Raw genomic sequence first — 23,058 nt, 5'->3', positions numbered from 1 at the left:
ACCATGGTCAGGCGCAACACCGCAATGCAAGACCGCATGCGCCAACACGTCCGCCGCATCGGGGGTAACTGCCGACTCTGCGGAGAACCTTTGGACTACGACATCCCATACTTCATCCCCGGAACACGCAAACCAAACCCCGAAGCATACGTCGCCGACCACATCATCCCCATCAACAAAGGCGGACGGCACGACACCAGCAACGCACAACCCGCGCACTGGCGATGCAACAGCAAGAAACGCGCCCGAGTCGACGCACCAATCATCAAACGATCAGGCGCACTCAACTGACCAATCGAACACCGCTTCGAACCCAGGGGGAGTGCCCCCACCAACCCACCCCTGGCGGGTCTCCGGGGCTTGCCGTCTTCCCTCCCCGACATTTTTTCTTCGTTCTGCGAGGTGGTTTCGAATGGTTGTTCGAAAGGCTCCTGTGCGCGCGTTGCTCCCGGATGAGGTTCCTGAGCCCCCGAAGATCATGACTCTTGCTGAGGCGATTGAGTCGGGTGACTACTTGCAGATTCTGTTGGCGCAGCGGCGTGAGATTGCGGCGGATCTTCCTGATGAGAAGGGGCCGGCGAAGGCTGCTTTGCATCGTCAGTTGTCGCTTCTGTCGAAGGAGATTGAGGCGTTGCAGCGTGGTGGTGCTGAGGACGCGGAGGGCGGCGCGAATGTCGAGGACGGGGAGTTCGACGCCGCAGCCATCTGATCGGAAGTTGTCTGAGGTTGCGCGTCATGTGGTGATTCCGTCTGGGATTGTGACGACGGCTTGGCCTCGCGTGGTTGCTCAGTGCGCTGCGATGGGCGTCACGTTCGATTCGTGGCAGCACGGTATTGGTTCTGTGGCGTTGGGGAAGCGCAGGGACGGGAAGTATGCGGCCACTGTTGGTGGGGTCGTGTTGTCGATCCCGCGTCAGGTGGGTAAGACGTTCCTTGTGGGCATGATCATCATTGCCCTGTGTGTGTTGTTCCCTAATTTGACGGTGTTGTGGACCGCGCATCGGACTCGGACGTCGACGATGACGTTCACGACGATGCAGGGCATGGTTCGGAAGAAGAAGATCCGTCCTCATCTTGCGGTGGATCGTTCGGACGGTATTCGGGCGACGAATGGTGAGCAGGAGATCCGTTTCAAGAACGGTTCTCGGATCATGTTCGGTGCTCGTGAGGCGGGCTTTGGGCGCGGGTTCGACGCGGTTGACATCGAGGTGTTCGACGAGGCGCAGATCCTGACGGAGAAGGCGCTCGAGGACATGGTTCCGGCGACGAACGCGTCGAAGCAGCCTTCGGGGGCCTTGCTGTTCTTCATGGGCACGCCGCCACGTCCCACCGACCCGGGCGAGGAGTTCACGAATCGTCGGTTGAAGGCGATTGGTGGCAAGGCTAAGAACATGGTCTACGTCGAGTTCTCGGCGGACGATGATGCTGACCCTGATGACCATTCGCAGTGGGAGAAGGCAAACCCGTCGTATCCGTCTCGTACTCCGTTGGAGTCGATGCAGCGGATGCGGGAGCAGTTGACGGATGATGATTCGTTTCGTCGTGAGGCGATGGGGATTTGGGATGCTGCGGGTACTCCTGAGGTCATTGATGCGGCGTCGTGGGCTCGGGCTGCTGATCCGGCGTCGATGCCGGTTGAGCGGTTGACGTTGGCGATTGATGTGGCGCCTGATCGCCGTGTGGCTTCTGTTGCTCTTGCTGGTCGGCGTGCCGATGGGTTGTGGCATGTGGAGCTTGACGATCAGAAGAAGGGCACTGATTGGGTGGCTTCTTGGGTTGCTGATCGTGCTGCTCGCAACCAGTTGCATGCGGTTGTTGTGGATGAGATGACCGGTCTGGTTGAGGAGCGGCGTGGGCGGAACTATCTGCGTGGCACGGATGTGGTTGTGACGTTGGCTGCGGCGGAGGGGCGTGACATGGCGATCGCTTCTGGGCAGTTGTTTGATGCGGTGATGGTGGCGGAGCCGTTGGTTCGGCATACGGATCAGCCGCAGTTGAATGTGGCGTTGTCGGTTGCGCGGAAGCGGCCGTTGGCGGGTGCTTGGGCATGGAATCGCAAGGACGAGGTGTCGGATATCACTCCTGTGGTGTCGGCGACGTTGGCTTTGTGGGGTGCTCGTAAGGATGACGTGGAGCGTCCGATGCGGCGTAGGGCTATTGAACGGACGGCGGTGATCCTGTGACTGATGAGGCGATCCGTGTTCCGGGTTTGACTGATGACGAGCTTGTAACGGTCAATTTCTTGGCGAAGCAGTTGAAGGACAAGACGCATCACAACCGGAAGCGTTCTGACCTGTATGACGGGAAGTCGGCGCTTCGGCAGGTGGGGTCGATCATCCCTCCGCAGTATCACCGGTTGGGCCTTGCTCTGGGGTGGACTGCGAAGGGCGTGGATGGTCTTGCGCGGCGTTGCAATCTCGATGAGATGGTGTGGGCTGACGGTGATCTTGACGCGTTGGGGATGCAGGAGCTTGAGGATTCGAACTTCCTGTTGTCGGAGTTGTCTCAGGGGCGTACTGATTCGCTGATCCATGGCATCTCGTATCTGATCACCACGAAGGGCGATGAGGATGAGCCGGCTGCGCTGATTCACGCGAAGGATGCGTTGAATGCGACGGGTGAGTGGAACGCGCGTAAGCGTCGCCTGGACAACTTGTTGTCGGTGACGTCTCGGGAGCGGAATCGGATTACGGGGTTCGTTCTGTATCTGGACGGGGAGACGATCAACGCTGATCTTGAGGATGGGCGTTGGGTTGTTGATCGTTCGGAGCATCCGTGGCATGTTCCGGTTGATCCGCTGGTTTACAAGCCGCGTACGTCGAAGCGTATGGGGCGGTCGCGGATCACCCCGGCTGCGATTTCGCATCAGTATGCGGCGTTGCGAGAGCTTGTGCGGCTTGAGGCCCACATGGACGTGTTCACGATCCCTCAGTTGATCCTTCTGGGCGCCAGTGAGGGCATGTTCAAGAACGAGGACGGGTCGTACAAGGCGTCGTGGCAGATCGCTCTTGGGCGGGCGTTGGCGTTGCCGGATGCGGTCGATGATCGCGGTGACGTGATCGAGGGCGGTCGCGCCGATGTGAAGCACATTGCTGCTCAGTCGCCGGCCCCTCACCTCGCTGATCTGAACGCGTTGGCGAAGCTTGAGGCGCGTGAGTATGACCTTCCGGATTCGGCTTTCGCGTTGACGGATATGGCGAATCCGACGTCGGCGGATGCGTACAACGCGTCTCGTGAGGATCTGATTGCCGAGGCTGAGGGTGCGACGGATGACTGGTCTGTTCCGATTAGGCGGACGGTTGCTCGTGCTTTGGCGATTCAGAACGGTCTGGATGAGGTTCCGGACGCGTGGGCGTCGATTGATGCGAAGTGGCGTAGCCCGATGTATCTGTCTCGTGCGGCTCAGGCTGATGCGGGTGCTAAGGAGATTGCTTCTCTGCCCGATTGGGTGAGGGAGACGACGGTGGCGATGCGGCGGCTGGGTTGGTCTCAGCAGGAGATCGATTTGGCGTTGCAGGAGCGGCGTCGGGCGGTTGGCAGGCAGTCGGCGTTGTCGATCATTGAGGCTCGTCAGGCGGAGGTTGCGAATGGTGACCGCTTTGGAGTCGAAGGCGCAACTGACGCTGCTGGGTGATGATGCGGAGGATACGGTGCGGTGGATGCTGCGCCGTTCTTCTGGTCGGTGGGAGTCGCGTCGTGTGCAGTTGTTGGACACGGTGCCTGATGTGCTCGGGTTCTATTCGGAGGGTTCTGCGGCGTTGGCTGTGGACTTCTACGATGACGCGCGCGCTGGGGTGGCGGGCCGGTTCTCGGCGGCTCCGGTGGTTCTTGATCGGACGGTGAAGATTCGCCGCGGAGTTGTGTGGGCGTCTGAACCGTTGTCGGTTGATGATGATGAGCTCGCAGCCGCCAGGTTCGCGCAGTTGATGCGGTCTGAGATGGCGCGTCCGTACCGGGACACGGTGTTGTCGAATCGGCAGCGCGATCCTCAGGCGGTTGGTTGGACGCGTATCACTCGAGGGTCGGCGTCGTGCAAGTTCTGTCGGATGCTTGCGGGGGCCGTGTATCGGGAGGCGACGGTGCGTTTCGCGGCGCATGACGACTGCATGTGTACCGCCGCTCCGGTGTTCAAGGGCGGCGAGCTTGGTCCTGAGGCTTCCACGGTGCAGTACATGGCGTCGAAACGGCGTCGGTCCCCTCGCGAGCGCGCGTTCCTGCGCGACTACCTCGAGGGCAACTACCCGGATTGATTTCTCGTCTTGTGGCGGGCTGTACCCGACAGTTTCGGGGTTCTGACGTGCGACGGCACAGAAACGGATGGAACCAATGAGTGATACCACCAGCACTACGGACGACTCGACGGCGACCGATGGTGGCGATGGCAAGCAGGAAACAGTTCTGACTCAGGCGGACGTGGATCGTATCGTCAAGGACCGCATTGCGCGGGTCGAGGCGAAGTACGCGGACTACAACGACCTGAAGGCGAAGGCGGAGGGCGCGAAGTCGGTAGAGCAGAAGCTCGCCGAACTCGAGGCCAAGCATGCGGAGGCGGAAGCCCGCGTGCTGCGTTCCGAGATCGCCACGCGGCACGGCATCTCTGCGGAGGACCGTGATCTGTTCCTAACCGGTTCCGATGCGGATGCGCTCGAAGCCCAGGCCAAGCGTCTGGCGGAGCGCGCCGCGGATCAGAAGAAGAACGGCAATCGTGCCCCCAAGGAGGGCGGCACGACCACTACCGACGATGGCGAGAAGGATCTCCGCGCATTCGCGAAGAACCTGTTTGCCTCGGCGCAGACTGAATAGGAGGCAGCCATGGCTGCACTTGCAACTGGGGATCTCGACCTTCCCGACAACATCATGACTCCCTGGCTGGGGAAGGTTCGTGGCGGTTCTGTCCTCGCGACTCTTTCGCCGGCTGAGGCCCAGCGCTTCGGAAAGGGCACCGCCATGGTGTTCGATTCTGGTGAGGCTGAGCTCGTGTCTGAGGGCGGGCAGAAGTCCTCCAACGACATCACTAAGACGGTCCAGTCCGTTGAGCCGCACAAGTTCCAGAAGACCGTTCGCATGAACGAGGAAGTCCTCTGGGCGGACGAGGATGGCCAGACTGACGCGGTGAAGCAGATCCTCGCACAGATCCAGCCGGCCCTGTCGCGTGCCCTCGACTTTGGTGCGATCCACGGCATCAACCCGAAGACGGGTGCGGTTTCGGGGACCATCACGCAGAAGTTCGCTTCGGTCACGAACCAGGTTGAGCGTGCTGCGGCGGACAAGCCGTATGCGAACCTCGACGCCGCGGACCTGCTGGTTCTCGCTGAGGGGTACGTCCCCTCGGACATCGCCCTGGACCCGACGTTTGCGGCGGCGTTCTCGTCGCTGCGTGCCGGTCAGACGGAGCAGAAGCTGTACCCGAACTTCCGTCTCAGCACTGAGGTTTCGGAGCTTGACGGGCACCGTTCGTCGGTTTCCCGGACGGTCGGCGGTGCGGGTGTCGTCGCGTCTCCCTCGGGCATCCTCGGCATCGTGGGTGACTTCGGTGGCTTCCGTTGGGGCATCCAGAAGCAGATCGGCCTTGAGCTGATCCGTTACGGCGACCCGGACGGGCAGGGTGACCTGAAGCGCAACAACCAGGTCGCGTTCCGTGCGGAGGTTGTGTACGGCTGGGGCATCTCCGACCTTGACGCGTTCGCGCTGATCGTCGACAAGGTGGCCTGATCGTGGCGCGCTATCGGAACGTCGTGAGCGGCGTGATCGTGAGCGTCCCCGACGAGAAGGAACTCGGGTCTGACTGGGAGCGCGAGGGCGACAAGCCGAAGCGCACTTCGAAGACGCAGAGCGAGAAGTAACTACGGGAAGGGGGCGGTCATGACTGTGACTCCCGCAATGATCGCGGTCAAGTTGGGTAGGGCCGCCCCCGAACCTGGTTCCATCCAGGAGCAGCAGTGGCAGATGGATATCGATGACGCATACATGCTCATCGAGAACCGTGCTGAGGAACTGGGCGTCGACATGGCGACGATCAGTGAGATGAAGCTCGACTATGTGGTCCGTGAGGCCGTAGCCGCGTACATCAAGCGCCCGGATGATGCCACGCAGGTGTCGATCACGGTTGATGATGGCACAACGTCGCGTTCGTACCAGTCGGGCAAGGGGCGGATCACCATTCTTGATGAGTGGTGGCGGATGCTTGGCCTGGTCGAGACGGAGAGCGGCGCCTTCTCGATCGATATGGTTCCGTCGTTGGGTTCCGCGCACCTGCCATGGTGTTCGCTCGCCTTCGGCGCCAGTTACTGCTCTTGCGGGGTCGACATCGCCGGTAAGCCGATCTTTGAACTGGGGGAGTGATGTCTCTCGGTTCGGATATTGCGGCGGCTCTTCCGGGGTTGCGTGCTGAGGCTGAGTCGCGGATGGGTGAGCTGGTGCAGGTTGGCCGGTTTGCGGATGGTGTTGACGAGGTGACGGGTGATCCGACGTGGGATCTCGTGTTGGAGCGGTATGCGGGTAAGGCTCGTGTCCGGTGGGGTTCGCGTGAGGTGACGAATGCGGATGCGCCATCGACTCCGGTGACGGTTCAGGAACCGTATTTGTCGGTGCCGTTTGGGACTGTGTTGTTGCGGGATAACGATGAGGTGCTGGTGGTTGGGTCGGATGATCCGGTGCTGGTGGGTCGTCGGTTTCGTGTGCAGGGGTTTCCGGTGGCGGGGGCTGTTACCGCCCACAGATACCCACTGGAAGAGCTCGGATGATCCCCGCAGCGCGGTAGAATAGGAGCAGCCCCGAGGAGTGCGTCAACACTCAACTCGGGGCCTAACCGAAACGCCTTGGTCAGAAGGAGATCGGCTGTGAACCAGTCTACCGATAGTTGGCTACCCGTCGTTGGCTACGAAGGTCTTTACGAGGTCAGCGATCTCGGTCTCGTTCGTTCGCTAGACCATTACTCTCGAGCCGGTGCGCACGAGTCTCGCCTCTATCGCGGGCGGCAGCTTCGTGCTGTTCCAGGCGAACTCGGTCGTCTCCAGGTGAGTCTCCACGATGGGGCTGGCCGCCAAAAGACGCGCCTCGTGCATCACCTGGTTCTTGAAGCCTTCGTCGGCCCAAAACCAGACGGGATGGAGGCATGCCACGGGGATGGTGACGCATCCAACAACAGGCTTACCAACCTTCGTTGGGACACACATGTCTCCAACGAGGCCGACAAGCGGAGTCACGGAACTCACACCAACTCGGTGAAGAGGTTGTGCCCTCGGGGGCATGGCCTGGTAGAGCCGAACCTGGTGCTTTCTGAACTCCGGCGGGGGCACAGAAAGTGCATGGCGTGCAATCGCGCCCGGGCCTATGCCCAGAAGCGCGGGCTCCCGTTGAGCGAGTCGGTGGCCGACCGCCAGTACGAGAGAATCATGGAGCGGGGGCTGGCTGATGGCTGATGACTTCTCGGAGCTGTTGGAGTTGGCGGCTGACTTGAGTGGGGTGCCGGCCGCGGCGAATCGGAACGTTCGGAAGGCGATCGAGGTTACGGCCCGGAATGTGAAGGATGATTGGCGGCAGGGTGCGACGGTTTCGCGTGGGTATGCGGCGTCGTATGCGGCTGCGGTTGATTACACGTTGAAGTTCCCGGGTGGGTCGATTGATGCTGAGGTTGGTCCGTCGTTGGGGAAGACGGCGGGTGCTTCGGCGGGTTTCCTTGAGGATGCTCCTGGTGGTGTGGCGGCTGCTCCTCAGCATGCGGGGCGTGATTCTCTTGAGGCGAATGAGGGTGACTTTGTGCGTGGTCTTGAGATCGCGATCACGGCGGCTGTGATTGACAAGGTGGAGCGATGAAGGCTGAGTTTGCGGCGTTTCGGGCTCGGCTTGAGGAGCATCCGATTCTGGCGGGCAAGGTGTTCCCGATTGTGCGGAAGAACGGTGATGAGGCTGTTCGCGCGAACTATGTGGTGGCGAAGTCGTCGAAGCCTGACCGGTTGGATGATGCTCGGTTCACCGCGGTGAGCGTGTTCGAGTCGGATCGTCGGTTCACGTATGACGTGCGGGTGGTTACGACGTCGGATGTGGCGTTGGACACGTTGGGGGAGCCGGTGTTGCGGCAGCTTGTCGGGCACGCGTTGGTGGTTCCGGGGCGTCGTTGTTCTCCGATTGGGCTTGTGCCTGATGTGGAGGAGGGTGACGGGTATGACCGGACTGCTGACTTGTTCTTCCGTGATTTCAGTTTCCGGTTCTGGTCGAGGAGGGCTTGATGCCGTTTCTGCGTGTGAAGTCTGCGGTGTGGTCTGACCCGCAGCATGAGTTTGATGTGTCTGTTGCTGAGTTTGAGGCGCATCCGTCGCTGTATGCCGTGGTGGATGCGGTGCCGGTGGATGATAGTCGCCCGCCGAGGTATGTGAAGCGGAAGCCGAAACCGGAGCCTCCGAAACCTGAACGGAAGTGACTTGCAGCCCCCACAACGTTGGGGGCTTTTTCGTACCCGCCGCGGTCCTGTGGCGGGTTGTAGCCCCCTCCGTGGGGCGTGTCCCAAGGAGAGAATATGGCTCTTGAAGAGGTTCCTGTTGGGCAGGCGGCGGATGGTCGCGGCCTTGTCCTGTTTGTCCCTACGATTGCTGACCCGTCTGCGCCGACTGCGGCTGAGTTGACGGCTGGCACGGTGAAGGCGCTGACGTATTCGTTGGTGCCGGATGGTTTCCGTCATGAGACGACGGAGAACACGATCACGACTGGTCGGTACACGCTCAAGCAGGTGCTTGAGCTTGCGGGTACGGTGACGGACACCCTTGAGGTGCAGTACGTGTCGAACTCGACGACGCCGACGCCGGCCGAGACGTCGCTGACTGAGGGCGCGACTGGGTTCATCGTGCACCGTCTGGGTATCCCGAATGAGACGGAGCCGGCCGCGTCGCAGAAGGTCGACGTGATCCCGATCCGTGCGGGTGTGCAGCGGAAGGTTGCACCGACTGCGAACACTGAGCTTCAGAAAGTTCAGAAGCTATTCGTTTCCGGAGCGGTCCACCGGGATGTTGCCATCGTTGCGTGATTGACGACCGTGGGTGGGGTTTCTCACCGCCCCGCCCACGGTTCCTTCTTTCTGGTGAGGTTTGGTGAGAGGTGAGACTTGAGTATCAAGGATTTGATTGCGAAGCAGCGCGCCGAGCTTGCGGTTGTGAAGACGCAGGCGGTGGAGGTTGTTGCAGGTGGTGAGCGGGTGGAGCTCGAGTTCGAGAAGCTTCTTCCTGATGAGTGGGATGCGCTGGTTGCGTCTAACCCGCCTCGCCGGGGCGTCGAGGGTGACGCGATGGTCGGCTACAACCCGAAGGGGCTTGCGTCCGCCTATCCCCGCGTTCGCGTATCTGGGGAGGACGCGGACGCGGAGTCGTGGGCCGAGTTGTATTCGGTGCTGGATTCTGTGTGGCGGAACACTATCGAGGTTTCGATCTGGGGCATGAACGTGAACTCGTCGTTGCAGGCGCTCCGCGACTTGGGAAAAGCACAGGCGGGCCAGTCGTAAGCCTGGCCCGCGAGATGCGGGTGTCGCCTCGCAGGTTGTTCGGTTGGGAGCCGAGCACGGTAACGACGTACGAGTACGACGGCTCGGGGCGCGTAGTTCGGGCGGTGACTGTGCAGGAGTCGGAGTTCTCTGACTGGGACGTGGCGGCGCTTCTCGCGGATCGGGCTGAGGCTGCGGTCCCTCGCGGTCCCCACGGAATTCCCATCGCGGACGCCACTGATCCTGCGAACCAGTACAAGTTCAGCGTCGAACTGCCAACTACCGATTTCGCGGCACGTGCTTTGCACGAAGCGCAAGAACGCTACCGGAAACAGTACCCGGATGCGGATATGGGCTCGCTGCTGTGGCGGGTTGAGCGTAAAGCCTAGCTTGAGGTCTCGCGCAGGGATTTGCCGACCGATGCGGCCATAACCGTGAGTGCCCCAGCAACGACAATTCCGATAAGCCCTGCGATCACTGCCCCCGTGGCAAGCATGGCGATTCCGTAGATAACGGCCCCGATGGCGAGTACGCCAAAGAGGACCGTCACGCCAAACATGAACCACTTCATGCCCCCAGTTTAGGGGGCTTTTCGCATTTCTGGGGGTGCATTTTGGCTGAACGGGTTGTGCGGGTTCGCTTGTCTGCGACAGTCGATGACTACAAGCGCGGCATGTTGGAGGCGGCTCAGGCCACGCGCACGGTCGGGACGCAGGCGGAGAAGCTGGCCCAGACGCGCGAGTCGATGAACACGGTTGGCGCTGCTGGCGTTGCGATGGGAGCAGCTCTTGCGGCTGGCATCGGCGTCGCCGTGTCTAAGTTCGCGGAGTTCGATCAGGCCATGTCGTTCGTTGCCGCGACTGGTGATGACGCTCGCGAGAACATGGATGCTCTGCGCCAGGCGGCTCTTGATGCGGGTGCGGCTACGGTCTTCTCTGCTACGGAGTCTGCGAACGCTATCGAGGAGATGGCTAAGGCCGGTGTTGATGCGAAGGACATCCTCGGCGGCGGGCTCAAGGGTGCGCTTGACCTCGCGGCGGCTGGCGGTCTTGGTGTTGCTGATGCTGCTGGTATCGCGGCGACGGCGCTCAAGACGTTCAAGCTTGAGGGTTCGGACATGTCGCATGTGGCGGACTTGTTGGCTGCTGGTGCCGGCAAAGCGATGGGCGACGTCTCTGATCTGTCTCAGGCGCTTTCGCAGGGTGGGCAGGCTGCGGCGCTGACCGGTCTGTCGATTGAGGAGACGACGGCAGCGCTTGCGGCTTTCGCGTCGCAGGGTCTTCTCGGTTCGGATGCTGGTACGTCGTTGAAGACGATGCTGTTGAACCTGAACCCGACGACTAAGAAGGCCGCGGACCTGGTTGAGCAGTACAACTTGCAGGCCTTTGACCAGCAGGGCAACTTCATTGGCCTGGCGGCGTACGCGGGCAAGCTGCAAGCTGCACTTGGGGACATGTCTGCTGAGCAGCAGTCGTCAACGTTGAAGACGATCTTCGGTACGGACGCGTATCGTGCTGCGGCTGTCGTGCTCGGCGAGGGCGAAGAGGGTATCCGTAACTGGATCACTGCCGTGGACGACCAGGGGTATGCGGCTGAGACCGCGGCCACTCGGCTCGACAACCTCATGGGCGACTGGGAAGCGTTCACGGGCGCCCTGGACACCGCGTTCATCTCGATGGGAGAGGGCGCGAACGGGCCGCTCCGGTTCCTGGTGCAGGCGTTGACGAACATGGTTGATGGATTCAACGCGTTGCCGGACTGGGCGAAGCAGGCCGCGTTGGGTGTCGGCATCCTTACGGCAGGTGTTGGGCTGTTGGGCGGTGGCGCGCTCATCGCGATCCCCAAAATTGCGGCACTCAAGGTTGCGATGATCGATCTCAACCTCAACGGGACGACCGCACGCGCGGGGCTGTCCCGTTTCGCGTCGTTCCTTGGTGGGCCTTGGGGGATCGCTATGGCGGTTGCCACGGCAGCCGTCGTCTCCTTCAACGCGGCGGTTGCGGAGGGGCAGCCGAAGCAGGAGGAGTTGCTGAATAGCATTGCGACGTCGACTGATTCGATGGAGTCTTTCAAGACGGCGTTCAGCCGGGGCGGCTTGGAGAGCAACCTGTTCGGTGACTACGCCGAGGAGTTGAAGGATCTTCCGGGTCTTCTCGACCGAGCTGCTGATGCACAGTGGCGGTGGGCTGATCTGTCGTTCTCGGAGCAGGGCGCGCTTGATTCGATCAAGCGGTATGGTGACGCGCTGGCCGAGCTCTCGCAGACGGATCTCCCGGCTGCTCAGGCCGAGTTCAAGGCATTGGCGGAGTCTTTCGACCTCACGCCTGAGTCGACTCGGAAGCTGCTCGACGAGATGCCGGCGTTGAAGTCTGCGCTTCTGGATCAGGCGACCGCGGCGAACATCGCGGAGGACTCATCCGAGTTCTTGAACCTGGCTATGGGCGAGTCGGAGCAGGTTACGCAGACTGCGGCGGATGCGTACATGGAGCAGGCAAGTCAGGTTGAGGATCTGAACTCGCAGCTGATGCAGCTGATCGATTCGATGAACGAGGCGAACGGTGTCGGTCAGGATGCGGTGTCGTCGAACATCCGTTACCAGGAGACGTTGGCCGCGGTTAATGAGGCCATCGCGAACGGTGCGATTGGTTTGGATGTTTCGACTGCGGCGGGCCGGGCGAACATGGAGATGCTTGTTGGGCTTGCGTCCGATTCGCAGGCTGCGGCTGCTGCTCAGTTCGAGCTTGACGGTTCGACGGAGGCGTACACGGCCAGGATGCGTGAGGGCCGTGAGGCTCTTATCAACTCTGCGATGCAGATGGGTGCCACTCGCGACCAGGCGGTTGCTCTCGCTGACAAGGTGTATGCGATTCCGACTGAGCGGCAGATCAAGGTTCTGGCGGATACGTCTCAGGCTCATGCGGGCTTGGACGGGATTCTGGGCCGGTTGAATGAGGCGGTTCGTACGCACTTCAACATTCCTGTGTCGACGGTTGGTGTGGGCACGGTGTTGAAGCCGGCGGGGAACGCTGAGGGCGGTGTCTACTCGGGCGGCGTGAAGGCGTTTGCTGGTGGTGGGGTTGAGCCGGGGATCTACCCGTACACCTCTGGCGGCCTGCACAAGTTCGCTGAGGAGTACGACGAGGCGTACATCTCGATGGACCCGAAGCGTCGTACGCGTTCGTATGGGGTGTGGGTTGAGGCGGGGGAGCGGTTCGGTTTCCAGCAACCTCAGCAGCAGGCCCCGGTACAGGTGTCTCTTGCGGGTGCGGTGATGACGCTGATGGTGGATGGGAACCCTGTTCGTGCTGTCGTTCAGGAGCAGATTGTCGCTTATGACGGTGCGCGTGAGCGTGTGTCGAGTAGGGGGGTGCGTGCTTGATGGCTGCTCCTGTGGTGACTCCGTTTGTGGATGCGTCGCCGTGTCCGCGTGTGGAGGTGTTCTTTCCTTCGTTTGTGGCGGGCACGGCGACGGTGACGGTGTATCGGCTTGCGGGTGGTCGCGAGTTTCAGATGCGTGGTGGTGTGCGTGCGGTTACGGGCGGCACGTTGACGCGGATCGATCATGAGATCCCGTTCAATGTTCCGGTGACGTATCGGGCTGAGCAGTTCAACGCGACTGGTCAGTCTCTCGGGTTCACTGCTTCGACTGAGGTGACGGTGGCGTCGGCTGATTCGTGGATGCACAACCCGTTGGACCCTCAGGGCGCCGTACGGGTGTCGTTGGGCACGGATTCGGCAGTTTCGTTCTCGCGTCCCGTCCCTGGTGTGGTTTCGCGTCCGCGGGGCCGTCGCGTGGGGGTGGTCTTGTCAGAGCCCCGGCAGGGCGTTTCGGGTCTGACGCTTGACGTTCGGACTTCGACGACCGCGGACGCGGATGCGGTTCAGGCCATGTTTGGCGATGATGGCCGGCCTCCCATTGTGTGTGTTCGGTTGGGGGAGCTGGACCGGGTGATGCGGGTTCCTCAACCGTTGTTTCTTTCTGCGTTGTCCGTGTCTGAGGTGGACGTCGGGTACAGGTGGGGCTCGGGAGAGATTTCGCATCCTGTTGAGGGTGATGAGGTCGCTCCGCCTGTTCCGGGTTTGTTTGTTCCGACGTTGCGGGCGATCGATCTCAACGTGTCGTTTGCGACGGCGGCTGAGTTGAACTTGGCGCATTTGACTGCCGCTGATGTGAATCGGCGGTATGACTTGGCTGGTGCGGCGGGGTGAGGGGGTTCCTGTGAGGCAGCATTCGGCGGGGTTGGATGATGTGTTGTCTGGGTCGTTTGAGCGCGACCTGACCGTGAATGTGTTCAACGGGTCCGAACGGGTTCGGACTGGTTTGCGGCTTGAGGCTTGGCAGTTGGAGTCTGATCTTGGGGCGAAGGTATGCACGTCGGGTTCCGGTTCTGTTGTTCAGGAGTCGGTGTCTGGGGACTCTCTTGTGCCGGTGGGTACGAGGGGTGTGTTGTCGCCATTTCGGGCTCGTGTTGAGTTGGTGATGACGGTTCGTGCTGGCGATTTCTCTGAGGCTGTGTCTTTGGGGATGTTTCGGGTGACGTCGGTTCCGTCTGCGCAGGAGTGGACGGCGACGTTTGAGGGCCGCGAGGTTGTGGTTGCGTCGAGTGTGGGGTTGAAGTTCTCGTCGTTGGATGAGGACGTTGCTCGGCGTGGGTTTGTGTCTCCGGAGCAGTCGCGGGCTGGGGTGTCGGCGTACGGGGAGATTCGGCGGTTGACGGGTATGCCTGTGGAGCAGTCGGTTGCGGATGTTGCACTTCCTGCGACGAAGGTGTGGGAGGCGCGTCAGGGTGGCCGGTTGGAGGCTGTGCACGAATTGGGTCGGGTGTTGTCAGGGTCGGCGGTGGTGAACAGTCGTGGGGCGTGGACTGTGGTGCCGGATGCTGTTGGGGCGCCTGTTGTGACGTTGCGGTTGGGGGATCTGGGGACGGTTCTTGATGTCGCGGACGAGATTGATACCGATCAGGTGTTCAACGAGGTCGTTGGGTCGTTTGAGGACGCCAACGGTAATCCGATCTACGCGACTGCAAGGGTGACGACGGGTGACTTGGCGGTGTCGGGCAACTACGGCACGAACACTCGCTACTACTCGTCGGAGCTGGTGAAAACGCAGGCGCAGGCGGATCGCGCGGTGCAGTCGGTGTTGGCGCAGTCGATTGGTGCGCAGCAGTATGACGTTGAGGTGCAGTGTCATGTGAATCCGGTGGTTGAGATCGGTGATGTGGCTCAGCTTGTGGGGTGGCGTCGACCGTTGGTGGGCCGTGTGCGGAGGGTGTCTTTGTCGGATAGCCCGTACATGAACGTGACCTTGCGGGTGGATCGGGAGTTGTCGTGAGCGATGTTGAGGTCATTCAGCGGCAACTTGCGGGGGTGACGTCGGCTCGGTCTGAGACGGCCTTGTTTGTGAAGATGGATGGGCCGCTGGCGGTGGTGAACATTGGCGCGGCTACGATCCCTGTCCGGTGCGTGGGGTTTTACCCGCCTGTGGCGGGGATGCCTGTTCGGGTGGACTGGGTGAACGGTGTTCCGTCGCTTACTGGCCCGATGCGCCCGTTGAGTCCTGTGGGGAAGATCACGGCTACCGGGTCGCCGCGGGCGACGGTCACAGTTGATGGTGTCGCCTACAGCTTGTTTTACCGTTCCGGGTACACGCCGGCCGTGAATGACGACGTTGAGATCAACTGGGCCACCGGCATCATCCAGGGGAAGATCACGGGGGTGACGGCTACGGAAGCGCCCCCGGAGTCGGTGGCCGTTCCTGAGACGTTTGAGTTTGTGGTGCGTGCGGAGGATTCAGGACGCTTCAACAGTGGCGGACGTTGGGGTAACAGCGACCCGTGGGCGTCGAACTCCACGCGTGGCCTGTGGACGTATGGTGATCGAATTAAGGACGCCTTGGCTGGTGTGGTGTCTGTCAACTTTGTTGACGTGTTTCTCCCGCTGGTTTCCGAGTTGGGGAACGCATCGATCGGGGTCCATGAGTACGGAGCCCTCCCGGGGTTCTTCCCCACGATCATCGACCCTTTGCCGTTGCCCCTGGGCACGCGCGCGGGATGGTTGCGGATGCCGAACTGGGGCGCTTTCCTCGCGCTCGGTCAACGCGGTGTCGGTGTTCTCGCCCCCGGGGGTGGGCAAACCATTTGGAACGGCATTGCGACCGACCCCATGTCCGGTGCTTTGAGGTTCAACGTCACACGCTGAAAAGCAGACCTTTCACATCTTCGACGCTCACCTTCGGGTGGGCGTTTCGTGTTTCTAAAGGGGGACACATGGCAGTCAACAGCAACGACCCGACGACGGGCAGGCCGATCTTTGTTGATACGGATGCCCCTGACATCAAGGTTGATCCGACTCAGGCAGCGCTTTACGCGGCTGACGTTGGGAACCGGATCATTCGCGCGAACCTGGCGGCGTTGAACTCGTACGCCTACAAGCGGAAGGGGCTCGCGGGGTTCGCTCTCGACACGGGTGTTTCGTACGTCCATGACGGGTCTGGTTGGGTTCCGTTGAACACGACGTGGGACATCCCGTGGACGAACTTGACGGCAGCTACCGGGTGGACTGCGAACACGGGTGGCGGTGCCCCGCAGGTGTCGTTGCAGGGTGGTGTTGCGTGGTTCCGTGGCGGTCTGTTTGGTGGTCCGGCCAACACCACAGCAACGACGCTCCCCGCGTGGGCAGCACCCACACGCACGTCTAGAGTCCGCGCGAACGACACGGCATCGGGGTTCGTGTACGTGAGGCTCTTCACCAACGGGGTCATGCAGCCCTCTGGCGGTTTCCATTCGGAGACGTTGTTCTCGTGGAGCGTCCGCTGATGGGCGGCGCTGCTATCGAGACTGTTCGGCCAGGGGTGCAGTTCACTCCCGAGGCGGCTTCGGCGTTCAGGCGCGCGGAAGCTCAGGTGCGTGCTGAGTTCGGCCGCGACATTGACGTGAACTCGACGTACCGGAACTGGGACGTCCAGTTGTCGATGTTCAACGCGTGGAACCGGTACGTGATGTCGGGGTTCAAGGCCGCGTTCTACCCGGGGCACTCGAAGGCGTTGCACCCGGATGACCCGCTCGCGTTCCACACGAAGGGGACTGCCCTCGACTCGGACGACTGGGTGAACGCGCGGATCGTTGCGATTCTCGCCGAGAACGGGTTTATCCGTAACCGGCTGTACGTGCCTAACGAGCGGCACCACTTCGAGTACCTGCGTGACAGGGATCAGAACTACGGCAAGACCGCTTCGGGCGGGAACAGTGTGGAGGACGACATGTTCACAGATGAGGACCGTGCACGCGCACAGCAGCTCGAGCGGGATGTTGCGTGGTTGAAGACGCGTGTTGGTGGCAAGGATGGTGAGCCGACGATCTCGAGCAGCCTGAGCGGGGTGGCGCGGGTCGTCCAGTGGATCAAGGACCGGATCGGTGGTTCCACGAAGACCGCACCCACCGTTGCTGATGAGCTGCGGGGATCACGCGGCACCGCGAAGGGATGACGCGCGGCGGGCAAGGCGAGGGGGCGACATGGACCCTTGGTCTTCATTTGTATCCAGCCTGAGCGTTATGGATCTCGGCTCGACGGGACTTCTTGCCGTGACTGTGCTGATGATTCTCACCGGCCGGCTCGTTCCTAAGAGTGCAGTGGATTCGTGGCGTGACGCGTATCTCAAGGAACGTTCTGCGGGTGACGTGATGCGTCAGCAGGTCAGTGAGCTTGTGTCTACGGGGCGGGTTACTGCACGGGTTCTGGACTCTCTACCTACGGCAGGGGGTGAGCCGGATGATGTGGAAGAAACTACGGAAACTCGTCGGCGGCGGCGTCAAGGCTGAGGCGGATCAGGCGAATGCGGCGGCGGATAAGTCGCTGGCGGATGCGCAGGCGCGTGCGGCGGAGGTATCGCAGTTGGTGGGCCGTATTCAGCAGCACGGGTATGTGAATCACATTGGTGAGCGCGTGTTGGCGGGGATCAGGGGGGCGTGATGCTGATCGATGACGTGATCTTGTTCGTCTTGTTCTCCTGGGTGGTTCCGCTTGGGTTGTTCATCTTCTATCAGGTGACGACTGCTGTCCCGTTTGCTCGGTGGCGTCGCCGGTTGTTGCGTGTGCGGGAGATGCAGCCGATCACTCGGATTCTGGTGTCGCAGAAGGCGGCTCTGATTCTTGTGGTGGCGTTCATCGCCGCTGTCAGGTTTCTGGGGGACTTCCCCGGCCGCGAGTGGGTCGCGTTCGGCCTGTACACGCTCTTGGTCACCCTCGCGTGGGTGGTCTTCATCTATCAGCGTCGCGTGCAGCTCCCGCAGGAGCACCGCATACGTGGCCGCTGAGTTCGAGGTTTGAAGGAGAAGCACATGAGTACACCTGTTGTTGATGCGCCGTCGTTCTGGGCGCGTACGAAGAAGGCTTTTGCTGGTGGCATCGCGGGTCTCGCGACTGGTGGTGTTGGGTCGGCGATCACGGCCGCACTGTCGGATGGTGCGATCACTGGCGATGAAGTGTGGAGCATCATCGGCCTCGCGGTCGGTGGGTTCCTGGTCGGTTTCGGTGCTGTGTATGCGGCGCCGGCCAATGCTAACTGACCATCAAATCACGAACGCCCCCACCCGGCCCGCACAGGGCTAGGTGGGGGCGTTCACGCGTTTACGGGGCGTCGAGGATCGTCGGGTCGGTGGTGATGTAGAGGGGGAGTGCCGCCGCCTGCCCATGCCCCAACCGTTCCGGCGTGGACGGGTCTGGGAGCGACCGACGATGCTTCCCCAACGCGATCCACGGGTCCAGGTCCGGGAGCGCTCTGAGGGCCGCACAGAGGGTCGCCGTATAGGCGCCCTCGAAGTAGCCAACCCATGTGCCCACGGCCTCAGCGAGCACGTCTGCGCGGTCACCCGCGGCGGCCCTGAGCTCGTCTAGAACGGGCGCCGTGTCGGTCGTGTACCTGTTGCGTGAACAGATCGCATCCAACTCAACACTGAGTTTCACAGTGGGGGACAGGCCTCTTGATTGCATGCCGGATCATCCTTCCTCCGGCCGAGACAAGTCAGTCTAGTTGTCGAGTAGGTGGCTGTACTCGTCGCGGTAGTTCTCGAACGCACGCCGCACGATGTCTGATGCTGATTCGCCGTTGATCTTCGCCAGGTGCAGCACGTCGCGTTTCAGGTCGCCGTCGATCCGGAACGACATGTGCGGGGTCTTCGGCTGATTCGGCACGAAGACCATCATGCCCGGAACCTCGCCAGATGCGAGAGTACGGGGAGAGACGCTAGCCATTAGCGGAGACCTTCGAGTGCTGGAAGCAACGCACACCCTCGGTTGGCACCTTCCGGTTGCAGTGCCACATCCATCCAAGTTCCGAGCGGGCGTGCTTTCGTGCGGCGCTCAGTCCGCCGTATCGACAGGGCGCTCCGCAGATTGGGTGCTTGGCAGGGGTTGTCACCGGTCACCCCTCATTCCTACTGAGGGGGTCCGACAAAGACAGGAGGTGACGGCGATAAGCGGTCAGGTCATCCAGCACTATGCGTCGAGCGGGAGACAGGGACTGGATTCCCCTTGCCTGCTCGATCGCACGGTCTACGTCATCGATCGTCGAGGTTACTCGACGTGCCACCGCTCGCGGCCTGGACTGTGCTTCGCGCCATGGGGTCGGAATAGCCACGGAGACTCCTCTATTGAGGCGTGATCCGAAGCGATGTAGGCGGGGATCACGCGGTGTTCTTGTTTCCATGTTACCAAGGTGTATATACACCGTGCAACCATCAAACGCCTGCGGTTCGCGGCAAGATCGAAACCGTGACGCCCGCCGCGCCTAGCCTTCCTAACCTAAAGAGATCGCTGTTAGGTAATGATCGCCAGAACGCGGTCCAGACGGTTCGTGTCAGTGGATCGTGGCATCGTGTCGAGCGTGACGCCCGCAGAACTACTCGCCTTCGAAGCCCGCCACCCGAAGCACACGTCCGCCAAGACTCACGCCATCCTCCACCAACTTGGTATCACCGAAGTCCGCTACTACACACTCCTCCACCGTGCCGCACAATCCGCCGAGGGGATCAAAACCGACCCGGTGACAGCGCGCATGGTCAGAGAGCGTGCCGAGAGGCAGGCGGCAGCGCGAGCTGGACGGACGGCAGCATGACCGCCCGCAAGGACGGCCGGCCACTGTACTTCGATCATCCGGTAAAGCCTGAGGAGTTCGTTGAGTACTACAACGGGCCGACGCCGACTGATGGCCTGGGGTGCGTATACCGCCGCACTGAGCCCGACTACGAGGCGTGGGTGGATGATGTCTGAGCGGTCGGATGCACCATCGGATGCACCAGGCTTATCCTGGTCACAAAGCAAAACGCCCTCTCCCCAGTAGAAGCCTAGGGAAAGGGCGAGTGGCTCCGACCGGCATCGATCCGGTGACCTTTCGATTTTCAGTCGAACGCTCTACCAACTGAGCTACAGAGCCGCGCGGCGATGATGCTGCCGCGTCCTAGACGAAGAGCCCTCTCCGAAGAAAGAGCTCGTCGCACGGAGCGACCCTGACGGGACTTGAACCCGCGACCTCCGCCGTGACAGGGCGGCACGCTAACCAACTGCGCTACAGGGCCATACTGGTGTTTTCAATTGTATCGGATGGAGTGACCCCAACGGGATTCGAACCCGTGCTACCGCCGTGAAAGGGCGGCGTCCTAGGCCGCTAAACGATGGGGCCGAGTCAGTCCCGGGGGACTTCCTTGCCGACGCTCAAGCATAAGGGATCATCCGGGCAAATCGCGAATCGAGGCCGGAACCCGCTTCCCCCGGGCGTGTTCGAGCGGGACCATGGAGGGGCCGGGGATGCCGTTCACGCCGCTCCAGAAGTCTGGTGCTGGTGTGAAAGTTGTTGTTACTGTGGCATCTGTGAAACCGGCGGAAGGGGCCGTGTGAACGACAAGACCACGCAGGATGCGGCACTCGCGGCATCCGCGGACTGCGGGTGTGCGCCCACCCCGACGGAGCGACGTACCCTCTTCGGCGACGGCATCAGCCGCCGCGGCGCTCTCGGACTCGGCGCGCTCAGCGTCGTCGCCCTCAGCGCGTTCGGCATCACGTCCGGCGTCACGGCCGCCCACGCCGCGTCGTACCCGAGCTGGGACGACGTGCAGAAGGCCAAGCAGAACGAGGCCTCCAAGGCCGCCGAAGTGAAGCGCATCGAGGGGCTGATCCAGTCGCTCACGCAGAAGGTCTCCGAGACGCAGGCCGCCGCCGAGGTCGCCTCGACCGAGTTCTACAACGCGCAGCAGGCCTACTTCGCCGCGATCGCGGAGGCCGACTCGCTGCAGGAGAAGGCGGACGCGCAGGCCGCCGTCGCCGACGAGTCCGCCCGCAAGGCCGGCCAGGTCGCCGCGCAGCTCTACCGCAACGGCGGTGACGACACCTCGCTGGAGCTGTTCTTCGCGGGCTCCGCAGGCAACGCCGACGAGCTCCTCGCCCGCCTCGGCTCGATGGACAAGCTCCTCGAGTACAACCAGACCGTCTACAACGACGCGGTCGCCGCGCGGAACTCCGCGCAGTCCCTCAGCGACCAGGCGGTCGTCGCCCGGGACGAGCGCGACCGGCTTCAGAAGATCGCCGAAGAGAAGATGGTCGCAGCGCAGCAGGCCGCCGACGCCGCCCAGGCCGCTCTCGACGAGCAGTCGGCGAACCTCGCCACGATGCAGGCGCAGCTCGCCGCGCTGAAGGACACCACCGCGACCACCGTCGCCGGGTACCAGAAGGGCGTCGAGGAGCGCGAGAAGGAGCGCAAGCGCCGCGAGGCCGCCGAGGCCGCCGCGAACGCCGGGGGGAACAGCGGCGGAGGCGGCACCCCGGGAAGCGGTGGCTGGGTGCGTCCGCACGGTGGCTACCGCAGCTCCGGCTACGGCCCCCGCTCGCAGCAGTGCAACGCCAACGGCTGCTCTTCGAGCTGGCACTACGGCGTCGACCTCGCGAACGGCTGCGGCGCGGCGATCTACGCCGCCCACTCGGGCACGGTCGACGCGGCCTTCTACAACGGCGGCTACGGCAACTACGTCCGCATCCAGCACGGCGGCGGCATCGCCACCGGCTACGCGCACATCAAGCCCGGCGGGTTCGCCGTGCGCAGCGGCCAGTGGGTCGAGGCCGGACAGGTCATCGCCTACGCGGGCAACACCGGCGGCTCCTTCGGCTGCCACCTGCACTTCGAGGTCTACATCAACGGCCGCTACAGTAACCCCATCGACTTCATGGCGGGCAAGGGCATCTCCGTCTGACGGACGGCTGGACAGCAGAAGACCCCCGGACGCCTGGCGTCCGGGGGTCTTCGCTTCGACAGGCTCAGCGACCCAGAGAGGTCAGCGACCCAGAGAGGTCAGCGACCCAGAGAGGTCAGCGACCCAGATAAGGTCAGTGGCCCTGCTCGCCGAAGCGGACGATGGCCTCGTCGAGGATGCGCTGCGCCTCGGCGGCGTTGCCCCACTCGTCGACCTTGACCCACTTGTTGGGCTCGAGGTCCTTGTAGTGCTCGAAGAAGTGCGCGATCTCCTTCTTCGTGTACTCCGGCACGTCGTCGATGTCCTGGATGTGCGCCCAGCGCGGGTCCTTGGAGAGCACGGCGACGAGCTTGTCGTCTCCGCCGGCCTCGTCGCTCATCTTCAGCACGGCGACGGGGCGGACCTCGACGACGACGCCGGGGTAGATCTGGTGGTCGAGGAGCACCAGCACGTCGAGCGGGTCGCCGTCCTCGCCGAGCGTGTTGTCGAAGTAGCCGTAGTCGGCCGGGTAGCCGAAGGTCGTGTAGAGCACGCGGTCGAGGTGCACTCGCCCGGTCTCGTGGTCGACCTCGTACTTCACGCGGCTGCCGCGCGGGATCTCGATGACGGCGTCGTGTGCGCCCATGCGTGTGCTCCTCAGGAAGATCGGTTGGGATGCCGCGGACCAGCCTACTCGGGGGTCGCGGGATGGCTGTCCCGGTGCCGCCGCTGGACGATCCGGTTCAGGAGGCGTGAGAGAGGACTGCTCAACAGGAGGACCAGCAACCCCAGGTATCCGTTCGGCGACGCGGCGACGGCGATGACCAGGGCGATCGCGAAAAGGACGATCGCCGCGAGATCACCGGCGATTCCGCCGCGGATCACCGCCGGGGGTGCCGTGATGAGCTCCCCGTGCCGCTGCAGATAGAGCCAGCCGGCGAGCGTCGTGACCTGCGTCAGAAGGAGCGTGCCGATGTAGAGGACCGCCTGCAGAGGGTCGGGCTCCATCTGACCGATCATCGCCGTCGGCACCGGCAGCCACACGATGGTCGCCATCCACGCCACGTTGATCCACAGCAGCGCCGGCGTGACCGCCTGGACGTCCCGGTACTGACTGTGGTGCCCCATCCAGAACACCGCGATGAGGAGGAAGCTCAATCCGAAGCTCAGAAGCTGGCCCGCGTGTGCGGCGAGGAACTCTGCCGTATCCAGGTGATCGGCGGCCGCCTCGGCGACCGAGTCCGTGAGCGGCAGGATCAGCAACGTCATCGCGATCGCCACGACCGCATCGACGAACGCCTTGAAGCGCTCAGGGCGGAACGACGGAGCAGGGGAGCGACCGGTCACGGCGCCAGGATAGCCCTGCGCGGTTTC

Annotated in this window: 33 protein-coding genes and 3 tRNA genes; 28 read left to right on the top strand and 8 right to left on the bottom strand. The window is 62.5% G+C overall.

The annotated features are described in order from the left end of the window. The first annotated feature begins 3 nt into the window (after positions 1-3). From D8M34_RS19855 to D8M34_RS06635, 16 genes are all read left to right on the top strand, one after another. The gene (locus D8M34_RS19855) at positions 4-291 is read left to right on the top strand and encodes an HNH endonuclease (RefSeq protein ID WP_126893527.1); all 288 of its coding nucleotides are present in this window, start codon (positions 4-6) and stop codon (positions 289-291) included. Between the two features lie 187 nt (positions 292-478). Beyond that, complete coding sequence (locus D8M34_RS06700; protein WP_126893526.1) at positions 479-709, top strand: hypothetical protein; 231 nt, start codon at positions 479-481, stop codon at positions 707-709. Between the two features lie 91 nt (positions 710-800). Beyond that, complete coding sequence (locus D8M34_RS06695) at positions 801-2,183, top strand: terminase large subunit domain-containing protein (RefSeq protein ID WP_202976254.1); 1,383 nt, start codon at positions 801-803, stop codon at positions 2,181-2,183. Further along, positions 2,180-3,634 (top strand): phage portal protein, encoded by a 1,455-nt coding sequence (locus D8M34_RS06690; protein ID WP_126893525.1) that lies wholly within the window; start codon positions 2,180-2,182, stop codon positions 3,632-3,634. The genes D8M34_RS06695 and D8M34_RS06690 overlap by 4 nt, the downstream gene beginning before the upstream one ends. Next, positions 3,591-4,250 carry a VG15 protein gene (locus D8M34_RS06685; protein ID WP_126893524.1) on the top strand — a complete coding sequence of 220 codons (660 nt, stop codon included), beginning with the start codon at positions 3,591-3,593 and terminating at the stop codon, positions 4,248-4,250. The genes D8M34_RS06690 and D8M34_RS06685 overlap by 44 nt, the downstream gene beginning before the upstream one ends. A gap of 76 nt (positions 4,251-4,326) precedes the next feature. Then, positions 4,327-4,803, top strand: coding sequence for a hypothetical protein (locus D8M34_RS06680; RefSeq protein ID WP_126893523.1), 477 nt, complete (start codon positions 4,327-4,329; stop codon positions 4,801-4,803). Positions 4,804-4,812: 9 nt separating this feature from the next. Continuing rightward, positions 4,813-5,712: a phage major capsid family protein gene (locus D8M34_RS06675; protein WP_126893522.1), complete on the top strand. Its 900-nt coding sequence runs from the start codon at positions 4,813-4,815 to the stop codon at positions 5,710-5,712. Positions 5,713-5,714: 2 nt separating this feature from the next. After that, positions 5,715-5,843, top strand: a complete 129-nt coding sequence (locus D8M34_RS19745; protein WP_274543251.1) for a hypothetical protein — start codon at positions 5,715-5,717, stop codon at positions 5,841-5,843. A gap of 37 nt (positions 5,844-5,880) precedes the next feature. Next, complete coding sequence (locus D8M34_RS06670) at positions 5,881-6,342, top strand: Gp19/Gp15/Gp42 family protein (protein WP_161973042.1); 462 nt, start codon at positions 5,881-5,883, stop codon at positions 6,340-6,342. After that, entirely contained in the window at positions 6,342-6,743 is a 402-nt protein-coding gene (locus D8M34_RS06665; protein ID WP_274543253.1) for a DUF6093 family protein, read from the top strand. Before D8M34_RS06670 ends, D8M34_RS06665 begins: the two co-directional genes overlap by 1 nt. A 96-nt stretch (positions 6,744-6,839) precedes the next feature. Beyond that, positions 6,840-7,421, top strand: coding sequence for an NUMOD4 motif-containing HNH endonuclease (locus tag D8M34_RS19850; protein ID WP_126893519.1), 582 nt, complete (start codon positions 6,840-6,842; stop codon positions 7,419-7,421). Next, positions 7,414-7,815, top strand: coding sequence for a hypothetical protein (locus D8M34_RS06655; protein WP_126893518.1), 402 nt, complete (start codon positions 7,414-7,416; stop codon positions 7,813-7,815). The genes D8M34_RS19850 and D8M34_RS06655 overlap by 8 nt, the downstream gene beginning before the upstream one ends. Then, on the top strand, positions 7,812-8,228 hold the full coding sequence (locus tag D8M34_RS06650; protein ID WP_126893517.1) for a hypothetical protein: 417 nt from the start codon (positions 7,812-7,814) through the stop codon (positions 8,226-8,228). Before D8M34_RS06655 ends, D8M34_RS06650 begins: the two co-directional genes overlap by 4 nt. Then, entirely contained in the window at positions 8,228-8,419 is a 192-nt protein-coding gene (locus D8M34_RS06645) for a hypothetical protein (RefSeq protein ID WP_126893516.1), read from the top strand. The genes D8M34_RS06650 and D8M34_RS06645 overlap by 1 nt, the downstream gene beginning before the upstream one ends. Positions 8,420-8,515: 96 nt before the next feature. Continuing rightward, positions 8,516-9,019, top strand: coding sequence for a phage tail tube protein (locus tag D8M34_RS06640; RefSeq protein ID WP_126893515.1), 504 nt, complete (start codon positions 8,516-8,518; stop codon positions 9,017-9,019). A gap of 78 nt (positions 9,020-9,097) precedes the next feature. Next, complete coding sequence (locus D8M34_RS06635) at positions 9,098-9,490, top strand: hypothetical protein (RefSeq protein ID WP_126893514.1); 393 nt, start codon at positions 9,098-9,100, stop codon at positions 9,488-9,490. A 364-nt stretch (positions 9,491-9,854) separates the two neighbouring features. On the opposite strand, the gene D8M34_RS06630 is transcribed toward D8M34_RS06635, so the two are convergent. Continuing rightward, positions 9,855-10,040 (bottom strand): hypothetical protein, encoded by a 186-nt coding sequence (locus tag D8M34_RS06630; RefSeq protein WP_126893513.1) that lies wholly within the window; start codon positions 10,038-10,040, stop codon positions 9,855-9,857. A gap of 102 nt (positions 10,041-10,142) precedes the next feature. On the opposite strand from D8M34_RS06630, the gene D8M34_RS06625 reads away from it, so the two are divergent. The 9 genes from D8M34_RS06625 to D8M34_RS06585 all read left to right on the top strand — a co-directional run bounded on the left by D8M34_RS06625 (position 10,143) and on the right by D8M34_RS06585 (position 18,033). Next, positions 10,143-12,848 carry a phage tail tape measure protein gene (locus D8M34_RS06625; RefSeq protein WP_126893512.1) on the top strand — a complete coding sequence of 902 codons (2,706 nt, stop codon included), beginning with the start codon at positions 10,143-10,145 and terminating at the stop codon, positions 12,846-12,848. Then, entirely contained in the window at positions 12,848-13,678 is an 831-nt protein-coding gene (locus D8M34_RS06620; protein ID WP_126893511.1) for a hypothetical protein, read from the top strand. Before D8M34_RS06625 ends, D8M34_RS06620 begins: the two co-directional genes overlap by 1 nt. Positions 13,679-13,949: 271 nt before the next feature. Beyond that, entirely contained in the window at positions 13,950-14,801 is an 852-nt protein-coding gene (locus D8M34_RS06615) for a hypothetical protein (RefSeq protein WP_161973041.1), read from the top strand. After that, positions 14,798-15,667: a hypothetical protein gene (locus D8M34_RS06610; protein ID WP_126893509.1), complete on the top strand. Its 870-nt coding sequence runs from the start codon at positions 14,798-14,800 to the stop codon at positions 15,665-15,667. Before D8M34_RS06615 ends, D8M34_RS06610 begins: the two co-directional genes overlap by 4 nt. Positions 15,668-15,735: 68 nt before the next feature. Next, entirely contained in the window at positions 15,736-16,284 is a 549-nt protein-coding gene (locus D8M34_RS06605) for a hypothetical protein (RefSeq protein ID WP_126893508.1), read from the top strand. Continuing rightward, positions 16,269-16,952 carry a hypothetical protein gene (locus tag D8M34_RS06600; RefSeq protein ID WP_126893507.1) on the top strand — a complete coding sequence of 228 codons (684 nt, stop codon included), beginning with the start codon at positions 16,269-16,271 and terminating at the stop codon, positions 16,950-16,952. Before D8M34_RS06605 ends, D8M34_RS06600 begins: the two co-directional genes overlap by 16 nt. Before the next feature lie 284 nt (positions 16,953-17,236). Then, positions 17,237-17,437, top strand: coding sequence for a DUF7620 family protein (locus D8M34_RS06595; protein WP_126893506.1), 201 nt, complete (start codon positions 17,237-17,239; stop codon positions 17,435-17,437). Next, complete coding sequence (locus D8M34_RS06590; protein WP_126893505.1) at positions 17,437-17,781, top strand: hypothetical protein; 345 nt, start codon at positions 17,437-17,439, stop codon at positions 17,779-17,781. Before D8M34_RS06595 ends, D8M34_RS06590 begins: the two co-directional genes overlap by 1 nt. A 24-nt stretch (positions 17,782-17,805) precedes the next feature. Next, on the top strand, positions 17,806-18,033 hold the full coding sequence (locus D8M34_RS06585) for a hypothetical protein (RefSeq protein ID WP_126893504.1): 228 nt from the start codon (positions 17,806-17,808) through the stop codon (positions 18,031-18,033). Between the two features lie 61 nt (positions 18,034-18,094). On the opposite strand, the gene D8M34_RS06580 is transcribed toward D8M34_RS06585, so the two are convergent. Beyond that, a complete protein-coding gene (locus D8M34_RS06580; RefSeq protein WP_126893503.1) occupies positions 18,095-18,457 on the bottom strand; it encodes a hypothetical protein in 363 nt (120 codons plus the stop codon). 36 nt (positions 18,458-18,493) lie between these two features. Beyond that, the gene (locus D8M34_RS18820; protein ID WP_153244989.1) at positions 18,494-18,670 is read right to left on the bottom strand and encodes a hypothetical protein; all 177 of its coding nucleotides are present in this window, start codon (positions 18,668-18,670) and stop codon (positions 18,494-18,496) included. Positions 18,671-19,289: 619 nt separating this feature from the next. Here D8M34_RS18820 and D8M34_RS19845 point away from each other — a divergent pair. Beyond that, on the top strand, positions 19,290-19,580 hold the full coding sequence (locus D8M34_RS19845) for a DUF3263 domain-containing protein (RefSeq protein WP_126893502.1): 291 nt from the start codon (positions 19,290-19,292) through the stop codon (positions 19,578-19,580). Next, positions 19,577-19,735 (top strand): hypothetical protein, encoded by a 159-nt coding sequence (locus D8M34_RS18815; protein WP_153244988.1) that lies wholly within the window; start codon positions 19,577-19,579, stop codon positions 19,733-19,735. Before D8M34_RS19845 ends, D8M34_RS18815 begins: the two co-directional genes overlap by 4 nt. Positions 19,736-19,825: 90 nt before the next feature. Here the strand turns inward: D8M34_RS18815 and D8M34_RS06570 are convergent. From D8M34_RS06570 to D8M34_RS06560, 3 genes are all read right to left on the bottom strand, one after another. Continuing rightward, positions 19,826-19,898: transfer RNA gene (locus D8M34_RS06570), tRNA-Phe, on the bottom strand. Positions 19,899-19,966: 68 nt separating this feature from the next. Next, positions 19,967-20,040, bottom strand: a tRNA-Asp gene (locus D8M34_RS06565). Between the two features lie 31 nt (positions 20,041-20,071). Next, positions 20,072-20,144, bottom strand: a tRNA-Glu gene (locus D8M34_RS06560). Between the two features lie 211 nt (positions 20,145-20,355). On the opposite strand from D8M34_RS06560, the gene D8M34_RS06555 reads away from it, so the two are divergent. After that, entirely contained in the window at positions 20,356-21,705 is a 1,350-nt protein-coding gene (locus tag D8M34_RS06555) for a M23 family metallopeptidase (RefSeq protein WP_126893501.1), read from the top strand. A gap of 133 nt (positions 21,706-21,838) precedes the next feature. Here the strand turns inward: D8M34_RS06555 and ppa are convergent, their stop codons facing one another. Together ppa and D8M34_RS06545 are read right to left on the bottom strand one after the other, a co-directional pair. Next, on the bottom strand, positions 21,839-22,330 hold the full coding sequence (gene ppa, locus D8M34_RS06550; protein ID WP_025104593.1) for an inorganic diphosphatase: 492 nt from the start codon (positions 22,328-22,330) through the stop codon (positions 21,839-21,841). A gap of 44 nt (positions 22,331-22,374) precedes the next feature. Continuing rightward, positions 22,375-23,031: a TMEM175 family protein gene (locus D8M34_RS06545; RefSeq protein ID WP_025104592.1), complete on the bottom strand. Its 657-nt coding sequence runs from the start codon at positions 23,029-23,031 to the stop codon at positions 22,375-22,377. Between the last annotated feature and the right edge of the window lie 27 nt (positions 23,032-23,058).

Origin of the sequence: Microbacterium sp. HSID17254 (genome assembly GCF_003989315.1) — a bacterium.
Taxonomy (GTDB): domain Bacteria; phylum Actinomycetota; class Actinomycetes; order Actinomycetales; family Microbacteriaceae; genus Microbacterium.
The sequence above is the reverse complement of the archived record's forward strand: the minus strand, read 5'-3'. Positions and strand labels throughout refer to the sequence as shown.

What these genes read in the sequence shown, in the direction of transcription:
- D8M34_RS19845 (WP_126893502.1), top strand. Translation starts at nt 19,290, where the DNA reads ATGATCGCCAGAACGCGGTCCAGACGGTTCGTGTCAGTGGATCGTGGC.
- D8M34_RS06700 (WP_126893526.1), top strand. Translation starts at nt 479, where the DNA reads ATGACTCTTGCTGAGGCGATTGAGTCGGGTGACTACTTGCAGATTCTG.
- D8M34_RS06580 (WP_126893503.1), bottom strand. Translation starts at nt 18,457, where the DNA reads ATGCAATCAAGAGGCCTGTCCCCCACTGTGAAACTCAGTGTTGAGTTG.
- D8M34_RS06620 (WP_126893511.1), top strand. Translation starts at nt 12,848, where the DNA reads ATGGCTGCTCCTGTGGTGACTCCGTTTGTGGATGCGTCGCCGTGTCCG.
- ppa (WP_025104593.1), bottom strand. Translation starts at nt 22,330, where the DNA reads ATGGGCGCACACGACGCCGTCATCGAGATCCCGCGCGGCAGCCGCGTG.
- D8M34_RS06585 (WP_126893504.1), top strand. Translation starts at nt 17,806, where the DNA reads ATGAGTACACCTGTTGTTGATGCGCCGTCGTTCTGGGCGCGTACGAAG.
- D8M34_RS06670 (WP_161973042.1), top strand. Translation starts at nt 5,881, where the DNA reads ATGATCGCGGTCAAGTTGGGTAGGGCCGCCCCCGAACCTGGTTCCATC.
- D8M34_RS06655 (WP_126893518.1), top strand. Translation starts at nt 7,414, where the DNA reads ATGGCTGATGACTTCTCGGAGCTGTTGGAGTTGGCGGCTGACTTGAGT.
- D8M34_RS06630 (WP_126893513.1), bottom strand. Translation starts at nt 10,040, where the DNA reads ATGAAGTGGTTCATGTTTGGCGTGACGGTCCTCTTTGGCGTACTCGCC.
- D8M34_RS06695 (WP_202976254.1), top strand. Translation starts at nt 801, where the DNA reads ATGGGCGTCACGTTCGATTCGTGGCAGCACGGTATTGGTTCTGTGGCG.
- D8M34_RS06605 (WP_126893508.1), top strand. Translation starts at nt 15,736, where the DNA reads ATGGCAGTCAACAGCAACGACCCGACGACGGGCAGGCCGATCTTTGTT.
- D8M34_RS06675 (WP_126893522.1), top strand. Translation starts at nt 4,813, where the DNA reads ATGGCTGCACTTGCAACTGGGGATCTCGACCTTCCCGACAACATCATG.
- D8M34_RS06645 (WP_126893516.1), top strand. Translation starts at nt 8,228, where the DNA reads ATGCCGTTTCTGCGTGTGAAGTCTGCGGTGTGGTCTGACCCGCAGCAT.
- D8M34_RS06640 (WP_126893515.1), top strand. Translation starts at nt 8,516, where the DNA reads ATGGCTCTTGAAGAGGTTCCTGTTGGGCAGGCGGCGGATGGTCGCGGC.
- D8M34_RS19855 (WP_126893527.1), top strand. Translation starts at nt 4, where the DNA reads ATGGTCAGGCGCAACACCGCAATGCAAGACCGCATGCGCCAACACGTC.
- D8M34_RS06590 (WP_126893505.1), top strand. Translation starts at nt 17,437, where the DNA reads ATGCTGATCGATGACGTGATCTTGTTCGTCTTGTTCTCCTGGGTGGTT.
- D8M34_RS06615 (WP_161973041.1), top strand. Translation starts at nt 13,950, where the DNA reads ATGACGGTTCGTGCTGGCGATTTCTCTGAGGCTGTGTCTTTGGGGATG.
- D8M34_RS06625 (WP_126893512.1), top strand. Translation starts at nt 10,143, where the DNA reads ATGTTGGAGGCGGCTCAGGCCACGCGCACGGTCGGGACGCAGGCGGAG.
- D8M34_RS06665 (WP_274543253.1), top strand. Translation starts at nt 6,342, where the DNA reads ATGTCTCTCGGTTCGGATATTGCGGCGGCTCTTCCGGGGTTGCGTGCT.
- D8M34_RS06595 (WP_126893506.1), top strand. Translation starts at nt 17,237, where the DNA reads ATGATGTGGAAGAAACTACGGAAACTCGTCGGCGGCGGCGTCAAGGCT.
- D8M34_RS18815 (WP_153244988.1), top strand. Translation starts at nt 19,577, where the DNA reads ATGACCGCCCGCAAGGACGGCCGGCCACTGTACTTCGATCATCCGGTA.
- D8M34_RS18820 (WP_153244989.1), bottom strand. Translation starts at nt 18,670, where the DNA reads ATGATGGTCTTCGTGCCGAATCAGCCGAAGACCCCGCACATGTCGTTC.
- D8M34_RS06650 (WP_126893517.1), top strand. Translation starts at nt 7,812, where the DNA reads ATGAAGGCTGAGTTTGCGGCGTTTCGGGCTCGGCTTGAGGAGCATCCG.
- D8M34_RS06680 (WP_126893523.1), top strand. Translation starts at nt 4,327, where the DNA reads ATGAGTGATACCACCAGCACTACGGACGACTCGACGGCGACCGATGGT.